This window comes from Pseudomonas sp. CP-1, assembly GCF_021213715.1.
GTDB classification, from domain to species: Bacteria; Pseudomonadota; Gammaproteobacteria; order Pseudomonadales; family Pseudomonadaceae; genus Pseudomonas; species Pseudomonas aeruginosa.
This window is the reverse complement of sequence record NZ_JAJQKY010000002.1, coordinates 243,210-261,691: the sequence shown is the minus strand read 5'-3', so window position 1 is coordinate 261,691 and position 18,482 is coordinate 243,210. Positions and strand designations below refer to the sequence as shown.

Annotated in this window: 20 protein-coding genes; 9 read left to right on the top strand and 11 right to left on the bottom strand. The window is 67.4% G+C overall.

Annotated features, from left to right (window positions below; all coding sequences use genetic code 11):
• Positions 1 to 66 precede the first annotated feature (66 nt).
• The 6 genes from LT948_RS05105 to ffh form a co-directional block, all read right to left on the bottom strand.
• Positions 67 to 492, bottom strand: coding sequence for an acyl-CoA thioesterase (locus LT948_RS05105; protein ID WP_003092635.1), 426 nt, complete (start codon positions 490 to 492; stop codon positions 67 to 69).
• 151 nt (positions 493 to 643) lie between these two features.
• Positions 644 to 994, bottom strand: a complete 351-nt coding sequence (gene rplS / locus LT948_RS05100) for a 50S ribosomal protein L19 (RefSeq protein ID WP_003092637.1) — start codon at positions 992 to 994, stop codon at positions 644 to 646.
• A 41-nt stretch (positions 995 to 1,035) separates the two neighbouring features.
• On the bottom strand, positions 1,036 to 1,794 hold the full coding sequence (trmD, locus tag LT948_RS05095; RefSeq protein ID WP_003119312.1) for a tRNA (guanosine(37)-N1)-methyltransferase TrmD: 759 nt from the start codon (positions 1,792 to 1,794) through the stop codon (positions 1,036 to 1,038).
• A gap of 6 nt (positions 1,795 to 1,800) precedes the next feature.
• Positions 1,801 to 2,328 (bottom strand): ribosome maturation factor RimM, encoded by a 528-nt coding sequence (rimM, locus tag LT948_RS05090; RefSeq protein WP_003092640.1) that lies wholly within the window; start codon positions 2,326 to 2,328, stop codon positions 1,801 to 1,803.
• A 15-nt stretch (positions 2,329 to 2,343) separates the two neighbouring features.
• On the bottom strand, positions 2,344 to 2,595 hold the full coding sequence (rpsP, locus tag LT948_RS05085) for a 30S ribosomal protein S16 (protein WP_003109644.1): 252 nt from the start codon (positions 2,593 to 2,595) through the stop codon (positions 2,344 to 2,346).
• Between the two features lie 209 nt (positions 2,596 to 2,804).
• A complete protein-coding gene (ffh, locus tag LT948_RS05080) occupies positions 2,805 to 4,178 on the bottom strand; it encodes a signal recognition particle protein (RefSeq protein ID WP_003092645.1) in 1,374 nt (457 codons plus the stop codon).
• Positions 4,179 to 4,478: 300 nt separating this feature from the next.
• Between ffh and LT948_RS05075 the strand changes: the two genes are divergently transcribed.
• From LT948_RS05075 to LT948_RS05065, 3 genes are all read left to right on the top strand, one after another.
• Positions 4,479 to 5,279, top strand: a complete 801-nt coding sequence (locus LT948_RS05075; protein ID WP_003092649.1) for a cytochrome C assembly family protein — start codon at positions 4,479 to 4,481, stop codon at positions 5,277 to 5,279.
• Between the two features lie 12 nt (positions 5,280 to 5,291).
• On the top strand, positions 5,292 to 6,584 hold the full coding sequence (locus tag LT948_RS05070) for an HlyC/CorC family transporter (protein ID WP_003453700.1): 1,293 nt from the start codon (positions 5,292 to 5,294) through the stop codon (positions 6,582 to 6,584).
• Between the two features lie 303 nt (positions 6,585 to 6,887).
• Positions 6,888 to 8,201, top strand: a complete 1,314-nt coding sequence (locus LT948_RS05065) for an MFS transporter (protein ID WP_003092654.1) — start codon at positions 6,888 to 6,890, stop codon at positions 8,199 to 8,201.
• A 7-nt stretch (positions 8,202 to 8,208) separates the two neighbouring features.
• Here LT948_RS05065 and LT948_RS05060 read toward each other — a convergent pair whose 3' ends face one another.
• The 5 genes from LT948_RS05060 to LT948_RS05040 are packed head-to-tail and all read right to left on the bottom strand — an operon-like array spanning position 8,209 to position 11,543.
• Positions 8,209 to 8,958, bottom strand: a complete 750-nt coding sequence (locus LT948_RS05060; protein ID WP_003113828.1) for an SGNH/GDSL hydrolase family protein — start codon at positions 8,956 to 8,958, stop codon at positions 8,209 to 8,211.
• A 1-nt stretch (position 8,959) separates the two neighbouring features.
• Positions 8,960 to 10,141: a formate-dependent phosphoribosylglycinamide formyltransferase gene (gene purT, locus LT948_RS05055; protein WP_003092658.1), complete on the bottom strand. Its 1,182-nt coding sequence runs from the start codon at positions 10,139 to 10,141 to the stop codon at positions 8,960 to 8,962.
• 37 nt (positions 10,142 to 10,178) lie between these two features.
• Positions 10,179 to 10,373, bottom strand: a complete 195-nt coding sequence (locus tag LT948_RS05050) for a DUF1289 domain-containing protein (protein ID WP_003092660.1) — start codon at positions 10,371 to 10,373, stop codon at positions 10,179 to 10,181.
• A complete protein-coding gene (locus tag LT948_RS05045; RefSeq protein ID WP_003092662.1) occupies positions 10,370 to 10,894 on the bottom strand; it encodes a gamma carbonic anhydrase family protein in 525 nt (174 codons plus the stop codon). The genes LT948_RS05050 and LT948_RS05045 overlap by 4 nt, the downstream gene beginning before the upstream one ends.
• A gap of 37 nt (positions 10,895 to 10,931) precedes the next feature.
• Positions 10,932 to 11,543: a CoA pyrophosphatase gene (locus LT948_RS05040; RefSeq protein ID WP_003092664.1), complete on the bottom strand. Its 612-nt coding sequence runs from the start codon at positions 11,541 to 11,543 to the stop codon at positions 10,932 to 10,934.
• Between the two features lie 140 nt (positions 11,544 to 11,683).
• Between LT948_RS05040 and LT948_RS05035 the strand changes: the two genes are divergently transcribed.
• The 6 genes from LT948_RS05035 to ptsP all read left to right on the top strand — a co-directional run bounded on the left by LT948_RS05035 (position 11,684) and on the right by ptsP (position 18,459).
• Entirely contained in the window at positions 11,684 to 12,238 is a 555-nt protein-coding gene (locus LT948_RS05035; RefSeq protein ID WP_003092665.1) for an NUDIX hydrolase, read from the top strand.
• Between the two features lie 62 nt (positions 12,239 to 12,300).
• Complete coding sequence (locus LT948_RS05030) at positions 12,301 to 12,801, top strand: L,D-transpeptidase family protein (RefSeq protein ID WP_003092667.1); 501 nt, start codon at positions 12,301 to 12,303, stop codon at positions 12,799 to 12,801.
• Between the two features lie 242 nt (positions 12,802 to 13,043).
• Positions 13,044 to 13,787, top strand: coding sequence for a GntR family transcriptional regulator (locus LT948_RS05025; protein WP_003092669.1), 744 nt, complete (start codon positions 13,044 to 13,046; stop codon positions 13,785 to 13,787).
• A 16-nt stretch (positions 13,788 to 13,803) separates the two neighbouring features.
• The gene (gene nagA / locus LT948_RS05020) at positions 13,804 to 14,895 is read left to right on the top strand and encodes an N-acetylglucosamine-6-phosphate deacetylase (RefSeq protein WP_023111432.1); all 1,092 of its coding nucleotides are present in this window, start codon (positions 13,804 to 13,806) and stop codon (positions 14,893 to 14,895) included.
• The gene (locus tag LT948_RS05015) at positions 14,892 to 15,914 is read left to right on the top strand and encodes an SIS domain-containing protein (protein ID WP_003119309.1); all 1,023 of its coding nucleotides are present in this window, start codon (positions 14,892 to 14,894) and stop codon (positions 15,912 to 15,914) included. Before nagA ends, LT948_RS05015 begins: the two co-directional genes overlap by 4 nt.
• A gap of 16 nt (positions 15,915 to 15,930) precedes the next feature.
• Positions 15,931 to 18,459, top strand: coding sequence for a phosphoenolpyruvate--protein phosphotransferase (gene ptsP / locus LT948_RS05010; protein WP_003137920.1), 2,529 nt, complete (start codon positions 15,931 to 15,933; stop codon positions 18,457 to 18,459).
• Positions 18,460 to 18,482 lie beyond the last annotated feature (23 nt).

The window sequence follows — 18,482 nt, the reverse complement described above, 5'->3', positions numbered from 1 at the left end:
CAACCCAGGGCCGGATCGTCCGGGGATATGGAAAAGGCACCCCTGGGTGCCTTCTTTCCGCCTGGCTCAAGCCGCCTGGCTGGCCGGGAACCCCGGCAGGACCGGAACCGGCCGCTTTTCGTCGTCGATGGCGACGAAGCTGAACAGGCCGTGTATGGCCTTCTCGCGACCGTCGGCGTACATGCTTTCCAGGTACACCTCGACCTCCACCTTGAGGCTGGTGTTGCCGACCTTGACCACCCGGCCGACCAGTTCGACGATCGAGCCCGCCGGGATCGGGTGGTTGAAGTCGATGCGATCGGTGGAGACGGTCACCAGCGGCAGGCGGCAGAAACGGGTCGCGGTGATGAACGAGACCTCGTCCATCCAGGCCAGCGCAGTCCCGCCGAACAGGGTGTTGTGGTGATTGGTGGTGGGCGGGAATACCGCCTTGGTCACACGGGTTTCGGAAAGCTCGGTGCGACGCAGGATTTCTTGCTCTCTGGGGGTCATGCCACGAATACCGGATGGAGTGGCTGCCTGGGTGCCGCGGATGTTGTACTGGTTATGCGCTGCCGTGGGCAGTAGGAAGCGCCGCCGGAAAGGCGAACGCCAGACATGAAAAAAGCAGCCCTCGGGCTGCTTTTCTCGGAGAAGAACCGGATTAGACCAGTTTTTCCTTGATGCGCGCGGCCTTGCCGGACAGGGCGCGGAGGTAGTACAGCTTGGCCTTGCGCACGTCGCCGCGACGCTTGACGCTCAGGCTGTCGACGATCGGGCTGTAGGTCTGGAAGGTACGTTCCACGCCCACGCCGTTGGAGATCTTGCGCACGGTGAAGGCGCTGTTCAGGCCACGGTTGCGCTTGGCGATGACGACGCCTTCGAAGGCCTGCAGACGCTGACGGTCGCCTTCCTTCACCTTGACCTGGACGATCACGGTGTCGCCGGGGGCGAACGCCGGGATCTCTTTGTTCATCTGTTCAGCTTCGATCTGCTGAATGATCTTGTTGGTCATGCTGTGCTCCTAAGACCGGCAATCGGCCAGCCATCGATACGTTAACTATCGTCCCGCTGACGGATGTATTCCGCCAGCAGCTTCTGCTCTTCTCCAGAAAGCGAGCGGCTATCCAGAAGATCGGCGCGTCGTTCCCAGGTCCGCCCAAGGGCCTGCTGCAAACGCCAACGCCGGATGTGTTCATGGTTGCCACTGAGCAACACTTCAGGAACACGTTTGTCCGCGTACACCTCGGGTCGGGTGTAGTGCGGGCAGTCGAGCAGGCCATCCGTGAAGGAGTCCTCCTCGGCGGAATCTGCATGACCCAATGCACCGGGCAGCAACCGCGTCACTGCATCGACCAGCACCATGGCCGGCAACTCACCGCCGGACAGGACATAATCGCCGATCGACCATTCTTCATCGACGTGCTCTTCGATGAAGCGCTCGTCGATGCCTTCGTAGCGCCCGGCGATGAGGATCAACGCTTCCTCTTCGGCCAGTTCGCGTACGCCCGCCTGCGTCAGCTGGCGGCCTTGCGGCGAAAGGTAGATCACCTTCGCCTTCCTGCCCCCGGCGGCTTGCCTGGCATCCGCCAGCGCGCCCTCCAGAGGCTTGATCTTCATCACCATGCCAGGGCCACCGCCGAAGGGCCGGTCGTCCACCGTCTGGTGGCGGTCCTCGGTGTAGTCCCGTGGATTCCAGCAGGTCAGCGTGAGCAACCCCTGCTTTACCGCACGGCTGGTGATGCCATAGTCACTGATCGCGCGGAACATCTCCGGAAAGATGCTGACGACGCCCACCCACAAACGCTTGTCCATGGATGATCAGAAGTCCGCGTCCCAGTCCACCCGCATCTCACCAGCGGCCAGGTCGATCGACAGCACGCACTGCCCGGTGTAGGGCAACAGGCGCTCGCGGTCGTCCAGGCTGCCCGCGCAGGGCTTGACCACCATGACATCGTTGGCACCGGTTTCCAGCAGATGGTCGATCACGCCGAGCAACTGCCCGCCCTGGTCGATCACCTTCAGGCCTTCCAGCTGGTGCCAGTAGTACTCACCTTCCTCGAGAGAGGGCAACTCGCTACGCGGGATGCAGATCTCGTAACCGGTGAAGGTGCGGGCCTCTTCGCGATCGTCGAGCCCCTTGAGCTTGGCGGCCAGGACCTTGCCATGCAGGCGCCCCCTGACCAGCTCGGCCTGCCGAATCTCGCCGTCGCGCCGGAGCGTCCAGCGGCGATAGTCCAGCAGGTTGTCCAACGGGTCGGTAAAGGAATACACCTTCACCTCACCGCGGATGCCGTACACCGAAACGATCTTGCCGATCACGACCAGGTCGTCGGCGGGTGTCGGCATTTCACTCATGACGGCTTAGGCGTTTGCCTTGGCAGCGTCCTTGAGCAGCTGAGCAACGCGCTCAGACGGCTGTGCACCCTGGGCGAGCCAGTAGGTAGCACGCTCCTGGTCGACGGACAGACGCACTTCGCCACCAGTCGCAACCGGGTTGAAGAAACCGATGCGCTCGACGAAGCGACCATCGCGCGCATTGCGGCTGTTGGTCACGGTCAGGTGGTAGAAGGGGCGCTTTTTGGAGCCGCCACGAGCAAGACGGATGGTTACCATGTGAACTTCGTTCCTGTAGTCGGTGCTTGCAAAATGAATGCACGCTGGGCCCACGGCCCGAAAGGCCGCATATTCTAAGGATTATCGGGGAATTTGCAAATCTCTTTTTCGGCCACCCATCGGCCGGCGCGGAGAGCGCGAGAAGCGCGCGGTCCGCCCGCCGGCCGACGGCGCGGAACCGCCGGCGTGGCCAGCGGCCGCGCGTCCGATCAAAGCTTGGGCATGCCCCCCGGGAACATGCTGCCCATGCCTCGCATCATCTTGGCCATGCCGCCCTTGGCGGTGACCTTCTTCATCATCTTCTGCATCTGCTTGTGCTGCTTGATCAGCCGGCCAACGTCCTGCACCTGGGTACCGGAGCCAAGGGCGATGCGGCGCTTGCGCGAGCCGCTGATCATTTCCGGATCGCGCCGTTCGCCGGGCGTCATCGAGTTGATGATCGCCTCCATCTGCTTGAACTGTTTCTCCGCAGCGCCCTGGGCATTGCCCATCTGCGCCAGGTTGACCCCGCCGAGCATCGGCAGCTTGTCCATGAGCCCGCCGAGGCCGCCCATGTTCTTCATCTGTTGCAACTGGTCGCGGAAGTCTTCCAGGTCGAAGCCCTTGCCCTTCTTGATCTTCTTCGCCAGCTTCTCGGCCTTGTCGCGGTCGAGGTTCTGCTCGGCCTGTTCGATCAGGCTGAGCACGTCGCCCATGCCGAGGATGCGCGAGGCCACGCGGTCGGGATGGAACGGATCGAGCGCTTCGCTCTTCTCGCCCATGCCGAGGAACTTGATCGGCTTGCCGGTGATCGCCCGCACCGACAGCGCGGCACCGCCACGCGCGTCGCCGTCGACCTTGGTCAGGACCACGCCGGTCAGCGGCAAGGCGTCATTGAAGGCCTTGGCGGTGTTGGCGGCGTCCTGGCCGGTCATGGCATCGACCACGAACAGGGTTTCCGCCGGCTTGATCGCCGCGTGCACCTGCTTGATCTCGTCCATCATGTCGGCATCGATGTGCAGGCGGCCTGCGGTATCGACGATCACCACGTCGATGAACTTCAGCCTCGCCTCGCGGATCGCCGCCTCGGCGATGGCCACCGGCTTCTGGCTGACGTCGGAAGGGAAGAAGGTTACGCCGACCTCGCCCGCCAGGGTTTCCAGTTGCTTGATCGCGGCGGGACGGTAGACGTCGGCGGAAACCACCATCACCGACTTCTTCTTGCGTTCCTTAAGGAAGCGCGCCAGCTTGCCCGCGGTGGTGGTCTTGCCCGCGCCCTGCAGGCCGGCCATCAGGATCACCGCCGGCGGCGCGACGCTCAGCGCCAGGTCCTCGTTGGCCGCCCCCATCAACTCCTCGAGTTCGGCGCGGACGATCTTCACGAACGCCTGTCCCGGGGTCAGGCTCTTCGAGACCTCGGTGCCGACGGCGCGCTCCTTGACCTTGTTGACGAAGTCCTTGACCACCGGCAGGGCCACGTCGGCCTCGAGCAGGGCCATGCGCACTTCGCGCAGAGTGTCCTTGATGTTGTCCTCGGTCAGCTTGGCCTTGCCGGTGACATGGCGAAGCGTCTGCGAGAGGCGGTCTGTAAGGTTTTCGAACATGCGCGATCCTTCCACGGGGGTTGCGGCAAGCGGCGGATTATAACCAAGAGCGCGTCGCGGGACACGCGATGAAAGACGGAGTGTGTGTCCGGCGACGACCGGAGGCCAGCCTCAAGTCCTTGATTTGCCGATGCGTTCCGTCTTTGCCGAAGCGACTGCCGGGCCAGGAGGTCGCGGCGCCCGCGGCAGGCGGCCCGCCAACCCGGCCACAGGTACGAGAGAACTGTTCGCAACGGCTTTCTCGCGACGCTCGATCTATGCCAAACTCCCTTCCTTTCGGGCCCGCGATTACAAGGACTTATGCATCCCCTGCTGCCCAGCCTCATCGCTGCTGTTCTCTATCTCGGCACCGCCGCCTACCAGGGTGCCTGTGTGTCCAAGCGCACCGCGCCGGGCAAACCCCTGCTGCTCCTGTTCGGACTCCTGGCACTGGTCGCCCACGCCTTCAGCCTCTACCAGCAATTGCTGACCCCGGCCGGCCTGGTGCTGGACTTCTTCAACGCCGCCAGCCTGATCGCCGCCGCGGTAATCCTCCTGACCCTGCTGGCGACCTTGCGGATACCGGTGGAGAACCTGCTCCTCCTTCTATTCCCGCTGGGCGCCCTCACCACCCTGCTGGCGGTACTCATCCCCCACGGCACCGTCGAGCCGATCAACGAACAACCAGGCATCCTGGCCCACATCCTGCTCTCGATCCTGGCCTACGGCCTGCTCACCATCGCGGTGTTCCAGGCGCTCTTGCTGCTGCTCCAGGATTACCGCCTCAAGCACAAGCATCCGTCCGGGCTGATCCGCAACTTCCCGCCCCTGCAAACCATGGAAAGCCTGCTGTTCGGCTTCCTCTGGGGCGGCTGGTCGCTGCTTTCGCTGTCGCTGCTGTCCGGATGGCTGTTCGTCGACAACCTGTTCGCCCAGCACCTGGCGCACAAGACCATCCTGTCCTGCTTCGCCTGGGTGGTCTTCGCCGTGCTCCTCTGGGGTCGCCACCAGCTCGGCTGGCGGGGCCACAAGGCGATCCGCTGGACCCTGGCCGGTTTCTGCCTGTTGATGTTGGCGTACTTCGGCAGCAAGCTGGTGCGGGAATTCATCCTGCACATCTGATGGGCCTCCTTCATGGATGAACTGCACCCCGGGTACCTGGTCGGCCTGCTGGTTCTCCTGGTCGCCTGCTCGGCGTTCTTCTCCTGCGTCGAGACCGCCCTGCTCAACCTCGACCGTTACCGCCTGCGCCTACAGGCCAAGCAAGGCCTGCGCGGGGCCCGGCGCAGCAGTTGGCTGCTGCTGCACGACGACCGCCTGCGCGGCACCCTGTTGTTCGGCCGCACCCTGGTCAACGTCAGCGCCGCCGCCCTGGCCAGTTGGGCCGCGCTGCACCACTGGGGCGTCATCGGCCTGGCCGTCGCCATCCCTGGCATGACCCTGCTCCTGCTGCTGTTCGGCGCCCTGCTGCCGCGCCGCTACGGCGCCCTTCGCTCAGAACGCGTCGCCCTGCCGCTCAGCCTGCCGCTTCTGATCCTGCAGCGCCTGTGCTGGCCCCTGCTGTGGCTGCTGACCCTGCTGAGCAACGCGCTGCTGCGCCTGCTCGGCGTCGCCGCGGCGGAACAGGACGACAGCGGACGCAGCCGCGACGAAGAGGCCCTGCATCCGGCCGACAATCCCCAGGCCAGCGAGGTCAACCGGCATGACATGCTGCTCGGCCTGCTGGACCTGGAGAAGGTCACGGTCAACGACCTGATGATCCCGCGCAACGAAATCGAAGGCATCGACCTCGACGACGAACTCGAGGTCATCGTCGAGCAACTGCGCACCACCAGCCACACCCGCCTGCCGGTCTACCGCGACGACGTCAACCAGATCGAAGGGGTCGTGCACATGCGCCAGATCGCGCGCCTGCTGACCCAGGGCCGCCTGACCAAGGAGAATCTCCGCCAGGCCTGCATGGAGCCGTATTTCGTGCCGGAAAGCACGCCGCTGTCGACCCAGCTGGTGAACTTCCAGAAGGAGAAGCGCCGTATCGGCGTGGTGGTCGACGAATATGGCGAGGTGATCGGCATCGTCACGCTGGAGGACATCCTCGAAGAGATCGTCGGCGACTTCAACGACCTCGACAGCCTCGACAACCCGGATATCCAGGCCCAGGAAGACGGCAGCTTCGTCATCGACGGCAGCGCCAACCTGCGCGAGCTGAACAAGTCGCTTGGCTGGCAATTGCCCTGCGACGGCCCGAAGACCCTCAACGGCCTGGTCACCGAAGCCCTGGAGCAGATCCCCGATTGCGCGGTGTGCCTGCGCATCGGCCCCTACTGCCTGGAAATCCAGCAGTCGGCGGAAAACCGTGTGAAAAGCGTGCGCGCCTGGCATCCCCGCGCGCTGACCCCGCTGGTCGAAAGCGACGCCAGCGTCTGATCCGAGATTGCCGAACCCGCCCCGCGGCGCTCTATAATCGACCCCAGCTTATCCAGCCCTGCCGCCGGTTCCGCCGCTACCCGCAGCCCGAGCCCCGGCCAGTCACCCGCCAGTCCCGCCTGCCCGCCCGGCCCCGATGCCGACGGTACCAGCCGGCGCACGGCGCGCAGCCCCATCCTCCCTGCGCGACCGATCTCGTCCGCCCCACCCGGGCGCCGCGCCGCCGCATCGGCGCACTGGCCATAACCATCCGGCCGCACGGAAGCACTCCGTCGTGCCCCGACTGCCAGGGACCTTCCCACCATGACCGCCGCCACCCTCGCCGCCGACGCCGCTCCGGAACCGGCCAACTCGACCACCCGGGTCGCAGTCGCCAGCTTCATCGGCACCGCCATCGAGTTCTACGATTTCTACGTCTATGCCACTGCCGCCGCCCTGGTGATCGGTCCGGTATTCTTCCCGCAGACATCCGGCACCGCGCAGATGCTCAGCGCCTTCCTCACCTTCGGCATCGCCTTCCTCGCTCGCCCGCTGGGCTCGGCGCTGTTCGGCCACTTCGGCGACCGCATCGGGCGCAAGTCGACCCTGGTCGCCTCGCTGCTGCTGATGGGGGTATCCACCACCCTGATCGGCGTCCTCCCCGGCTACGACAGCATCGGCTACTGGGCGCCGTTGCTGCTCTGCGTGCTGCGCTTCGGCCAGGGCCTCGGCCTCGGCGGCGAGTGGGGCGGCGCCGCGCTGCTGGCCACGGAGAACGCGCCGGCCGGCAAGCGCGCCTGGTTCGGCATGTTTCCCCAGCTCGGCCCGTCGATCGGCTTCCTCGCCGCCAACGGCCTGTTCCTGGCCCTGGCGATGCTGCTCAGCGAGGAGCAGTTTCGTGACTGGGGCTGGCGGATCCCGTTCCTGCTCAGCGCGGCGCTGGTCGTGGTCGGCCTCTACGTACGCCTGAAGCTGGCGGAAACCCCGGTGTTCGCCAAGGCCATGGCCAAGCACGAGAGGGTCCGCCTGCCGATCGCCGAGCTGTTCGCCCAGCACTGGCGGCCGACCCTGCTCGGCGCCCTGGCGATGGTGGTGTGTTATGCGCTGTTCTATATCTCCACGGTGTTCTCGCTGAGCTACGGGGTGGCCAGCCTCGGCTTCAGCCGCGAGGAGTTCCTTGGTCTGCTGTGCCTCGCGGTGCTCTTCATGGCCGCCGCCACGCCGCTGTCGGCCTGGCTCAGCGACCGCTTCGGACGCAAGCCGGTACTGCTGCTCGGCAGCCTGGCGGCGATCGCCTCCGGCTTCGCCATGGAGCCGCTGCTCAGCCAGGGCTCGACGTTCAGCGTCGCCCTGTTCCTCTGCATCGAGCTGTTCCTGATGGGGGTCACCTTCGCCCCGATGGGCGCGCTGCTGCCGGAAATATTCCCCACCCACGTGCGCTACACCGGCGCGTCGGCGGCCTACAACCTGGGCGGCATTCTCGGCGCCTCGGTGGCGCCCTATATCGCCCAGAAGCTGGTCGGCATCGGCGGCCTGGGCTGGGTCGGCGGCTACGTCTCCGCAGCGGCGCTGCTCAGCCTGCTGGCGGTGCTGTGCCTGAAGGAAACCCGCGACAACGACCTCGGCGCAGTGTCCTGAGTCTCGCTCAGGCTACCGCGACGCCGCCCTTCTCCCTCGCCGCCAACCAGTCGGCGAGGGCCCCGGCCCAGACCTGGTAGCCCAGCTGCGACGGATGAAAGCCGTCGATGGCCAGGTAGCCCGGAAGCAGGTCCAGCGAGATCGGGCAGTAGCCGGCGCCGGTCGCGCCAGCGAGATCGCGCAGCGCCTCGTCGAGCAGCCGCCCGCGCCACCCCAGCAGGGCCCGCAGCAACCCGGGCAAGGCGGAAAAATGCCGCAGCGGCGGCACCGCGGTGCAGGTCACCTGCGCGCCGGCCGCCTGGAAGCCTTCGATCAGGGCCGCGCAGTCGGCACGCCAGCGTTCGAGGGAGCGCAGGCTGGTGGTGTCATTGACGCCGAAGACCAGGATCACCTGGTCGAAGAAACGTCCCGCCACCTGCGGTAGCAGGCGTTCGCGCGCCTCGCCGCTGGTGATGCCGTTCTCGCCCAGCGCCTGCCAGGCCACCGGGCGCCGCAGACGCTCGCCCAGCGCCGCGGCCAGGCGGCCGGCCAGGGCGTAGTCCAGGCAACTGGCGCCGACCCCGGCCACTGTCGACTCACCGAACAACAGCAAGCGCAGCGGCTCTTCGGCACCGGACCCACCGACCAGCCCTTCGCGAGGTCCCGCCGCGGGCGCCAGGCGCAAGGCTCGGCGGCGGGTGCGGATAGCCAGCGGCACCGCCAGCGGCAGCAACGGCAGAGCCGCCGCCCACCAGGCCAGCGTTGCCAGCCGGCGCATCTCAGAGTTCGACGCGAACCGCCTGGGCGGCCCGGGTCGCCTTGGCGCGGGCGGCGTCGATCGACTCGTCGCGCGCCAGGGCCACGCCCATCCGCCGCTGGCCATCCACTTCCGGCTTGCCGAACAGGCGTAGCGCCGTATCCGCCTCGCTCAGCGCGGCGCCGAGGTTGGCGAAAGCGACCTGCCGGGACTTGCCTTCCACCAGGATCACCGCCGAGGCCGACGGGCCGAGCTGGCGGATCACCGGGATCGGCAGGCCGAGGATCGCCCGCGCGTGCAGCGCGAACTCGGAAAGATCCTGGGAAATCAGGGTCACCAGGCCGGTATCGTGCGGACGCGGCGACACCTCGCTGAACCACACCTGGTCGCCCTTGACGAACAGTTCGACGCCGAACAGCCCGCGTCCGCCGAGGGCCTCGGTCACTGCCCGGGCGACCCGCTCGGACTCGGCCAGGGCCTGCGCGCTCATCGCCTGCGGCTGCCAGGACTCGTGGTAGTCGCCCTTGACCTGGCGGTGACCGATCGGCGCGCAGAAAGTGGTGCCGTCGACGTGGCGCACGGTGAGCAGGGTGATTTCGTAGTCGAAATCGATGAAGCCCTCGACGATCACCCGGCCCTTGCCGGCGCGCCCGCCTTCCTGGGCATAGTCCCAGGCCGCCTGCAGGTCGTCGGGGCCTTTCAGGACGCTCTGGCCCTTGCCAGACGAACTCATGATCGGCTTCACCACGCAGGGGTAGCCGACGCGCTCGACGCCACGGCGGTAGTCCTCGAAGGTATCGGCGAAGTGATAGGGCGAGGTCGGCAGGCCGAGTTCCTCGGCAGCCAGCCGGCGGATACCCTCGCGGTTCATGGTCAGTTGCGCGGCGCGGGCGGTGGGCACCACGGTGTAGCCTTCGGCCTCCAGCTCGACCAGGGTCGCGGTGGCGATGGCCTCGATCTCGGGCACGATGTAGTGCGGCTTCTCCTGCTCGATCACCGCGCGCAGGGCGGCGCCGTCGAGCATGCTGATCACGTGGCTGCGATGCGCCACCTGCATGGCCGGCGCGTTGCCATAGCGATCGACGGCGATCACTTCGCAACCCAGGCGTTGCAGCTCGATGGCGACTTCCTTGCCCAGCTCGCCGGAGCCACAGAGAAGGACGCGGGTCGCGCTCGGCGACAGGGGGGTACCGATACGGGTCATGGAAGAACCTCGGAAATGAAAGAAAACGGAATCCGCTTCAGGCGGAACCGCTGACCAGCCCTTGCGCCTTGGCGCGCTCGAAACAGCGACCGAGCACCTCGCGGCGCTCGTCGTTGCTCATCAGGCCCCAGCGGGTGATCTCGGCCGCCGTGCGCTGGCAGCCGATGCAGATGTCCTGCTCGTCCAGCGCGCAGACATGCACGCAGGGCGAAGCCACCGGTCGCTCGTTCACGCCGGGTCCTCGACGAGGTCGCGGGCGTAACGGCGGGCATTGTGCACATAGTGGGCGGCGCTGGCCTCGAGCATCTTCTTCTGCGGCTCGCTCAGCTCGCGCACTACCTTGCCCGGCGAGCCCATCACCAGCGAGCCGTCGGGAATCTCCTTGCCCTCGGGAATCAGCGCGTTGGCGCCGATGATGCAGTACTTGCCGATCTTCGCCCCATTGAGGATCACCGCGTTGATCCCCACCAGGCTGTAGTCGCCCACGCTGCAACCATGCAGCATGGCGTTGTGGCCGACGGTGACGCCCTTGCCGAGGGTCAGCGGATAGCCCATGTCGGTGTGCATCACCGAGCCGTCCTGGACGTTGCTGTGCTCGCCGATATGGATCAGCTCGTTGTCGCCGCGCAGCACCGCGCCAAACCAGACGCTGGCGCCGGCATCCAGGCGAACCTTGCCGATCACCGCTGCGCTGGGCGCGATCCAGCTGTCGGGATGGGTTTCGACGCGGGCATCGCCCAGGCGGTATTTCATCGCGATCTCCTCATGGCCGGGGTCTGCGCCCCGTCGGTCAACTCAGTTTGATGAACGAAGCCGGCGGCGTGTGCAGGTCGATGGGGTCGTCGTACAGCAGGTTGACCAGCTCCACCACCATGATGGCCGTCAGGCCCCAGATCTTGAACTCGCCGAAGCGATAGCTGGGCACGTACCAGCTGCGGCCGAAGTAGTCGATACGGTGGGTGACCTCGCGCGGGTCGTCGCGAAAGAAACTCAGCGGCACGTTGAACACCGCGGCGATCTCGCCGTCGTTGGGCTGGTACTCGACGAAGTCGGGAATGAAGGCGACATAGGGAGTGACCTCGATACCATGCCGCGAGACCAGGGTGCTCAGCGGCCCGACCACTTCCACCAGGCCCGGCGGCAAGGCGATCTCCTCCTCCGCCTCGCGCAGGGCGGTGCGCACCAGGTCGGCGTCTTCCGGGTCGCGCCGCCCGCCGGGGAAGGCGACCTCGCCGCCATGGGTGGACAAACCGGCGGCGCGCAGGGTCAGCACCAGCTCCGGATCGTCGCTGCGGGTGATGGGCACCAGCACGGCCGCTTGGGGGAAGCGCTGGTCGGTATCCAGTTGGCGGGGGCGGTGCGCCTCGATGCGTTGGCGCAGCTCGTCGAGCGTGCAGTTCATACTGCCGGGGTTTCCGAGGTCTTGTCGTTTCCCCGAGATCATGGCACGAAAGCCCCGGCCAGCCCACCCCTCCCGCACGGGGCCTTGTCGCCTCCCGGCCAGCCGAGCAAGATAGGCCTTTCCCCGAAGAAGAACCTGGCATGAAATTCTGCAGCCTGTGCGGCGCCACGGTGGTCCAGCGCATCCCGGACGGCGACAACCGCCTGCGCTACGTCTGCGACGCCTGCCACACCGTGCACTACCAGAACCCGCGTATCGTCGCCGGCAGCCTGCCGGTGTGGGACGGCCAGGTCCTGCTCTGCCGTCGCGCCATTGCGCCGCGCCTGGGCTACTGGACGCTGCCGGCCGGCTTCATGGAGAACGGCGAGACCCTCGCCCAGGCGGCGGCCCGCGAGACAGAGGAAGAAGCCAACGCGCGGATCGGCGACCTGCAGCTCTATACCCTTTTCGACCTGCCGCACATCAGCCAGGTCTACCTGTTCTTCCGCGCCGAGCTGCTCGACCTGGATTTCTCCGCCGGCGATGAAAGCCTGGAGGTGCGGCTTTTCGACGAAGCGGAGATTCCCTGGTCGGAGCTGGCTTTTCCGACCATCGGCCGTACCTTAGAATGCTACTTCAGCGACCGCCGCGAAGGCTGCTTCCCGGTGCGCAACGAAGCCATTGCACCTATGCTGGCTTCCTATAAGAAAGACTGAACGCCAAACACTCGAACACCGCCGCCGTTGCGGCTCAAGGGAACATCGGGGATTTCACTTCCATGCGCTGGTTGCTTGCTTTGCTGTGCTTGACCTTCGCCAGTCTGACCCAGGCCAATGCCGCGCCGAGCCTGGAAGGCAAGGTGGACAAGGTCCTGGTGCTCAAGTCCGAGCGAAAACTGCTGCTCCTCAACAAAGGCAACGTCCTGAAAAGCTACCGTGTCTCGCTGGGCAAGCGCCCGACCGGCCCGAAGCTGGCCGAAGGCGACAACCGCACCCCGGAAGGCTTCTACTGGATCGACTGGCGCAAGACCAGCAACAACTACAACCTCTCCATGCACATTTCCTACCCCAACGCCCGCGACGTGGCCAAGGCCCGGGAAAAGGGCCTGCCGGCCGGTGGCATGATCATGATCCACGGCACCCCGCTGGATGACGAATACCCGGAGTGGTACTTCTCCACCCTGGACTGGACCAATGGCTGTATCGCCATGAACAACACCGACATGCGCGAAGTCTGGAGCGTGGTGAAAGACGGCACGCTGATCGAGATCCGCCCCTGACAGAACCAGGCTGCTACCACTCGTCAGCCGTCAGCCACACCAGGAACGCCGCCGCGAGATTTTCCGGCGGCGTTTTCTTTTATCCGTCAAACCCTTGCATCCCTTACTCAGGCCAAGTCAATCGACGGGACGGCTGGCTGACGCGTGCGCGACGCACAACTGGCATTGACGTGGTATTCAAGTGGTATTAGTTTTCCCAGCATTACCGGGCGACAACAACACAATCCGCATCGGAACCTCTCATGAAGACAGCCCACGACCTGCTCCTGGCCCTGCGTCCCGACGAGGCGCAACCCACCCCCCTCTATCTGCAGCTGGCGCGCAATCTCGAGAGCGCGATCCATGCCGGCCAGTGGAAAGCGGAGGAAGCGCTGCCCTCCGAACGCAACCTCAGCGAAACCCTGAACATTTCCCGCGTCACCGCGCGCAAGGCCCTCGAAGTACTCTTCGAGCAGGGGCTGATCCGCCGCAACCAGGGCTCCGGCACCTTCATTACGCCGCGTCTCGAACAACCGCTGTCGCGTCTCTCCAGCTTCAGCGAGATGCTCCGCCTGAAAGGCTTCACCCCCGGCTCCACCTGGTTGGAGCGCGGCATCGCCCTGCCCACCCACGACGAACTGATCCGCCTCGGCCTCTCGCCGACCGAAAAGGTCGCGCGCATGAAGCGCCTGCGCAAGGCCGACGGCACGGTGATGGCGATCGAGAACAGCACCCTGCCGGCACGCCTGCTGCCGGATCCGACAGCGGTCGGCGATTCCCTCTACGAATACCTGGACGGCATCGGTCGCCCGGTGGTCCGCGCCCTCCAGCACGTGCGCGCGATCAACGCCTCCGCGTCCGATGCCGCGTTGGTCGGCATCGCGCCGGGCACCGCGATGCTGCTGATGACCCGGATCGGCTACCTCGAGGACAACACCCCGATCGAGCTGACCGACACCTACTGCCGCAACGACTACTACGACTTCGTCGCCGAACTGCGACGCTGACCGACACGGAGCCGCCATGCTCGAAGGCAACATTCTCACCCCGCAAGGCTGGGTCCTCGGCCGCCTGCACATCCAGGACGGACGTATCCAGCGGATCGAAGGCGAGCCCTGCGATCCGGCCGACAACGCCGATCCGTACCTGCTGCCAGGCTTCATCGACCTGCATGTGCACGGCGGCGGCGGCCGCGACATCATGGAAGGCGGCGACGCCTTCGCCACCATCGCCCGCACCCACCGGCGCTTCGGCACGACCTCGCTGCTGGCCACCACCATGACCGCACCGCGCGAGGAGATCGCCGACATCCTCAGCCAGCTCGGCGATTACTGCCGCCGCTCGCTGGAGGGCGGCTCACGGATACTCGGCGTGCACCTGGAAGGCCCCTACATCAACTCCGGCAAGCTCGGCGCGCAGCCCAACTTCGCCCATGCCGCGGTGCTCGAGGAAGTCGAGGACTACCTGCGCCGCGCGCCGATCCGGGTGATCACCATCGCCCCCGAGATCGCCGGACACCGGCCGCTGATCCGCGCCCTCGCCGAGCGCGGCGTACGCCTGCAGATCGGCCATACCCTGGGCAGCTACGAGGATGGCGTGGCCGCACTGGAAGCCGGCGCCAGCAGCTTCACCCACCTCTACAACGCGATGACCGGCCTGCACCACCGCGAACCGGGTATCGTCGGCGCGGCCCTGGCCCACGCACGCTACGCCGAGCTGATCCCCGACCTGCTGCATGTCCATCCCGGCGCCATCAGGGTGGCCCTGCGTTCGATCCCGTGCCTGTACTGCGTGACCGACTCCACCGCCGCCGCCGGCATGCCCGACGGCCAGTACAAGCTCGGCAGCCACACGGTGACCAAGTGCCTGGGCGGCGTGCGCCTGCCCGACGGCACTCTGGCCGGCAGCACCCTGACCATGGACCAGGCGCTGCGCAACCTGGTGAAGATCGGCCTGCCCCTGGCCGAAGCCTCGCAACGCCTTTCGCAATTCCCCGCCGATTACCTCGGCCTCACCGAGCGCGGCCGCCTGGCGCCCGCAGCCTGGGCCGATGTGGTGCGCCTGGATCGCTCCCTGGAACTCGACGCCGTGATGGTGGAAGGAGAACTCGAATGACTTCGCTGATGCTCGAGGAAGCACTCTCCGCCGCCGCGGTGGCGAGCCGTCAACTGGCCGTGCTCGACGCTTGCCTGCCGGCGCTTGGCCAGCGCCTGCGGGAGGTCGATCCGAACCTGGCGCTGACCGTCGCGCGCGGCAGCTCCGACCATGCCGCCAGCTACTTCGCCTACCTGGCCATGCAGCACGCCGGCTTGCCGGTGGCCTCGCTGCCCATGTCGGTGGTGACCCTGAACCGCTCGCCGCTGCGGGTCGCCGGGCAGGCCGTCTTCGCTTTCTCGCAGTCAGGACAGAGCCCCGATCTCGTGGACAGCCTGCGCATCCTGCGCGAACGCGGCGCCCTGGGCATCGCCCTGGTGAATGCCGAAGATTCGCCGCTGGAAGCCGCCAGCGAATTCGTCGTGCCGCTCTGCGCCGGCACCGAGCGCAGCGTCGCAGCGACCAAGAGCTTCATCGCCACGCTCAGCGCCAGCGCCCGCCTGCTCGCCCACTGGCAGCGCGACAATGCCCTGCTGGCCGCCGGCCAGGGCCTGGCGGCCGGGCTGGAGCAGGCCGCCAGGCTCGACTGGTCGCCGGCCATCGAAGCCCTGCGCGACTGCCAGCGGCTGATGGTGATCGGTCGCGGCGCCGGCTACGCCATCGCCCAGGAGGCCGCGCTGAAATTCAAGGAAACCTCGGCGATCCAGGCCGAGGCCTTCAGCAGCGCCGAGGTCCGCCATGGACCGATGGCGCTGGTCGAGGAGCGCTATCCGCTGCTGGTGTTCGCTCCCCGCGGCCCGGAGCAGGAAGGCCTGCTGGCGCTCGCCGAGGATATGCGCCAGCGCGGTGCGCAGGTATTGCTCGCCGCCCCGGACGACATCGCCGAACGCGACCTGCCGCTGCAGCGCGCCGCGCATCCGGCGCTCGATCCGATCCTGGCGATCCAGAGTTTCTACGTCATGGCCGCCGGCCTGGCCGAAGCCCGCGGCATGGACCCGGACCAGCCACGGCACCTGAGCAAAGTCACCCGAACCCACTGAGCCTGAGCGCGCGCCCATGAACAACAAGAATCTCGCCCTCAAAGCGCCCCTGAGCGGCCCCGTGATGCCGCTCAACCGAGTACCCGACCCGGTGTTTTCCAGCGGCACCCTGGGCGAAGGCATCGCCATCGACCCACTCAACGACTGCCTGCACGCGCCCTGCGCCGGGCTGGTCAGCCACCTGGCGCGAACCCGCCACGCGCTCAGCCTGCGCGCCGACAACGGTGCCGAGTTGCTGCTGCACGTCGGCCTCGACACCGTACAGCTGCAAGGCGAGGGCTTCGAAGCGCTGGTCGAGGAAGGTGCGCGGGTGATCGAGGGCCAGCCGCTGCTGCGCTTCGACCTGGACCGCGTCGCCCGCGGCAGCCGCAGTCTGATCACGGTGATGATCCTGACCAACGGCGACGGCTTCCAGGTACGCCCGCTGACCACCAACCCGGTGGAGGTCGGCGCGCCGCTCCTGCAACTGAGTCCGGAGAAGGCCGAGCAACGTCCGGCCAATCCCGCGCCTGGCGAAGGCTCCGCGCAGCGCCAGGTTCGCGGGCGGGCGCGGGTCGCCCATCATGGCGGTCTGCACGCACGCCCGGCAGCGCTGCTACGCAAGACCGCGCAGGGCTTTTCCAGCCAGGCCGAACTGCACTTCGCCGGGCAAGTGGCCAGCGTCGACAGCCTGGTCGGTATCATGGGCCTGGGGGTCGCCGAACAGGACGAGGTAGAGGTGATCTGTCGCGGCGAAGACAGCGAGGCGGCCCTCGGCGCCCTGCTCGCGGCCCTCGCCAGCGCCACCGCGGGGGCTCCGAAGGAGGCTCCGCGCGCCATCGCCCCGGGCGAGGCGGCGCGACCTGCGGCTGTCGCCGGTACCCTGGCCGGCGTCTGCGCTTCGCCCGGCCTGGCCAGCGGTCCCCTGGCGCGGCTCGGCGCCATCAGCCTGCCGGCGGATGACGGCCGGCATCGTCCCGAGGAACAGCACCTCGCCCTGGACCAGGCCCTGCAACGGGTGCGCGACGACGTACAGGGGAGCCTGCAGCAGGCCAGGCTCGGCGGCGACGAGAACGAAGCGGCGATCTTTTCCGCGCATCTCGCGCTGCTGGAAGACCCGGGTCTGCTGGACGCCGCCGACATGCTGATCGACCAGGGCGTCGGCGCCGCCCACGCCTGGCACCGGGCGATCCAGGCCCAGTGCGAGATTCTCCAGGCGCTGGGCAACCTGCTGCTGGCCGAGCGCGCCAACGACCTGCGCGACCTGGAAAAACGCGTGCTGCGGGTACTGCTCGGCGACACCGCGCCATTGCGGGTGCCTGCTGGCGCCATCGTCGCCGCCCGGGAGATCACCCCCTCCGACCTCGCGCCGCTGGTGGATGCCGGCGCGGCTGGCCTGTGCATGGCCGAAGGCGGCGCCACCTCCCACGTGGCCATCCTCGCCCGCAGCAAGGGCCTGCCGTGCCTGGTGGCGCTCGGCGCCGGGCTGCTGGAGCTGGAGGAAGGCCGGCAGGTGGTGCTGGACGCCGGCCAGGGCCGGCTGGAACTCAGCCCCGACGCTCGACGCCTGGAGCAGGTCGCCTTGCAAGTGGCGCAGCGCGAGGAACAACGCCGCCGCCAGCAGGCCGATGCGCAGCGCGAGGCGCTCACCCGCGACGGCCGGCGCATCGAGATCGGCGCCAACGTCGCCTCGCCGCGCGAGGCCGCCGAAGCCTTCGCCAACGGCGCCGACGGGGTCGGCCTGCTACGCACCGAGTTTCTCTTTCTCGAGCGCCGCGCCGCGCCCGACGAAGAGGAGCAGCGCAACGCCTACCAGGAGGTCCTGGACGCCATGGGCCAGCGCAAGGTGATCATCCGCACCATCGATGTCGGCGGCGACAAGCACCTCGACTACCTGCCGCTACCGGTGGAAGAAAACCCAGCGCTGGGCCTGCGCGGCATCCGCCTCGGCCAGGCGCGCCCGGAACTGCTCGACCAGCAGTTGCGCGCGCTGCTCAGGGTCGAACCGCTGGAACGCTGCCGGATACTGCTGCCGATGGTCAGCGAGGTCGACGAACTGCGCGCCATCCGTGGCCGCCTCGGCGAGCTGGCCACGCAGTTGGGGATCGAGCGCCTGCCCGAACTCGGGGTGATGATCGAGGTGCCTTCCGCCGCCCTGCTCGCCGATCAACTGGCCGAACACGCCGACTTCCTCTCCATCGGCACCAACGACCTGTCGCAGTACGCCCTGGCCATGGACCGTTGCCACGCCGGCCTGGCCGACCGCATCGACGCCCTGCACCCGGCCCTGCTGCGGCTGATCGCCCAGACCTGCGCCGGAGCAGCCCGTCACGGCCGCTGGGTCGGCGTCTGCGGTGCACTGGCCTCGGACCCGCTGGCGACACCGGTACTGGTCGGCCTCGGGGTCGAGGAATTGTCCGTCGGTCCGAACCTGGTCGGCGAGATCAAGACCCGGGTGCGCCAGCTCGACGCCGCCGAATGCCGCCGCCACGCCCAGGCGCTGCTGGACCTGGGCAGCGCCCGGGCGGTGCGCGACGCCTGCCTGCAACACTGGCCGCTGGCCTGACAAGAACAATCGGAGACCACCGC

What these genes read in the sequence shown, in the direction of transcription:
- LT948_RS05030 (WP_003092667.1), top strand. Translation starts at nt 12,301, where the DNA reads ATGCGCTGGTTGCTTGCTTTGCTGTGCTTGACCTTCGCCAGTCTGACC.
- rimM (WP_003092640.1), bottom strand. Translation starts at nt 2,328, where the DNA reads ATGCCGACACCCGCCGACGACCTGGTCGTGATCGGCAAGATCGTTTCG.
- ptsP (WP_003137920.1), top strand. Translation starts at nt 15,931, where the DNA reads ATGAACAACAAGAATCTCGCCCTCAAAGCGCCCCTGAGCGGCCCCGTG.
- LT948_RS05035 (WP_003092665.1), top strand. Translation starts at nt 11,684, where the DNA reads ATGAAATTCTGCAGCCTGTGCGGCGCCACGGTGGTCCAGCGCATCCCG.
- LT948_RS05040 (WP_003092664.1), bottom strand. Translation starts at nt 11,543, where the DNA reads ATGAACTGCACGCTCGACGAGCTGCGCCAACGCATCGAGGCGCACCGC.
- LT948_RS05015 (WP_003119309.1), top strand. Translation starts at nt 14,892, where the DNA reads ATGACTTCGCTGATGCTCGAGGAAGCACTCTCCGCCGCCGCGGTGGCG.
- purT (WP_003092658.1), bottom strand. Translation starts at nt 10,141, where the DNA reads ATGACCCGTATCGGTACCCCCCTGTCGCCGAGCGCGACCCGCGTCCTT.
- LT948_RS05070 (WP_003453700.1), top strand. Translation starts at nt 5,292, where the DNA reads ATGGATGAACTGCACCCCGGGTACCTGGTCGGCCTGCTGGTTCTCCTG.
- LT948_RS05045 (WP_003092662.1), bottom strand. Translation starts at nt 10,894, where the DNA reads ATGAAATACCGCCTGGGCGATGCCCGCGTCGAAACCCATCCCGACAGC.
- LT948_RS05025 (WP_003092669.1), top strand. Translation starts at nt 13,044, where the DNA reads ATGAAGACAGCCCACGACCTGCTCCTGGCCCTGCGTCCCGACGAGGCG.
- trmD (WP_003119312.1), bottom strand. Translation starts at nt 1,794, where the DNA reads ATGGACAAGCGTTTGTGGGTGGGCGTCGTCAGCATCTTTCCGGAGATG.
- rplS (WP_003092637.1), bottom strand. Translation starts at nt 994, where the DNA reads ATGACCAACAAGATCATTCAGCAGATCGAAGCTGAACAGATGAACAAA.
- LT948_RS05065 (WP_003092654.1), top strand. Translation starts at nt 6,888, where the DNA reads ATGACCGCCGCCACCCTCGCCGCCGACGCCGCTCCGGAACCGGCCAAC.
- LT948_RS05060 (WP_003113828.1), bottom strand. Translation starts at nt 8,958, where the DNA reads ATGCGCCGGCTGGCAACGCTGGCCTGGTGGGCGGCGGCTCTGCCGTTG.
- LT948_RS05105 (WP_003092635.1), bottom strand. Translation starts at nt 492, where the DNA reads ATGACCCCCAGAGAGCAAGAAATCCTGCGTCGCACCGAGCTTTCCGAA.
- nagA (WP_023111432.1), top strand. Translation starts at nt 13,804, where the DNA reads ATGCTCGAAGGCAACATTCTCACCCCGCAAGGCTGGGTCCTCGGCCGC.
- ffh (WP_003092645.1), bottom strand. Translation starts at nt 4,178, where the DNA reads ATGTTCGAAAACCTTACAGACCGCCTCTCGCAGACGCTTCGCCATGTC.
- LT948_RS05075 (WP_003092649.1), top strand. Translation starts at nt 4,479, where the DNA reads ATGCATCCCCTGCTGCCCAGCCTCATCGCTGCTGTTCTCTATCTCGGC.
- rpsP (WP_003109644.1), bottom strand. Translation starts at nt 2,595, where the DNA reads ATGGTAACCATCCGTCTTGCTCGTGGCGGCTCCAAAAAGCGCCCCTTC.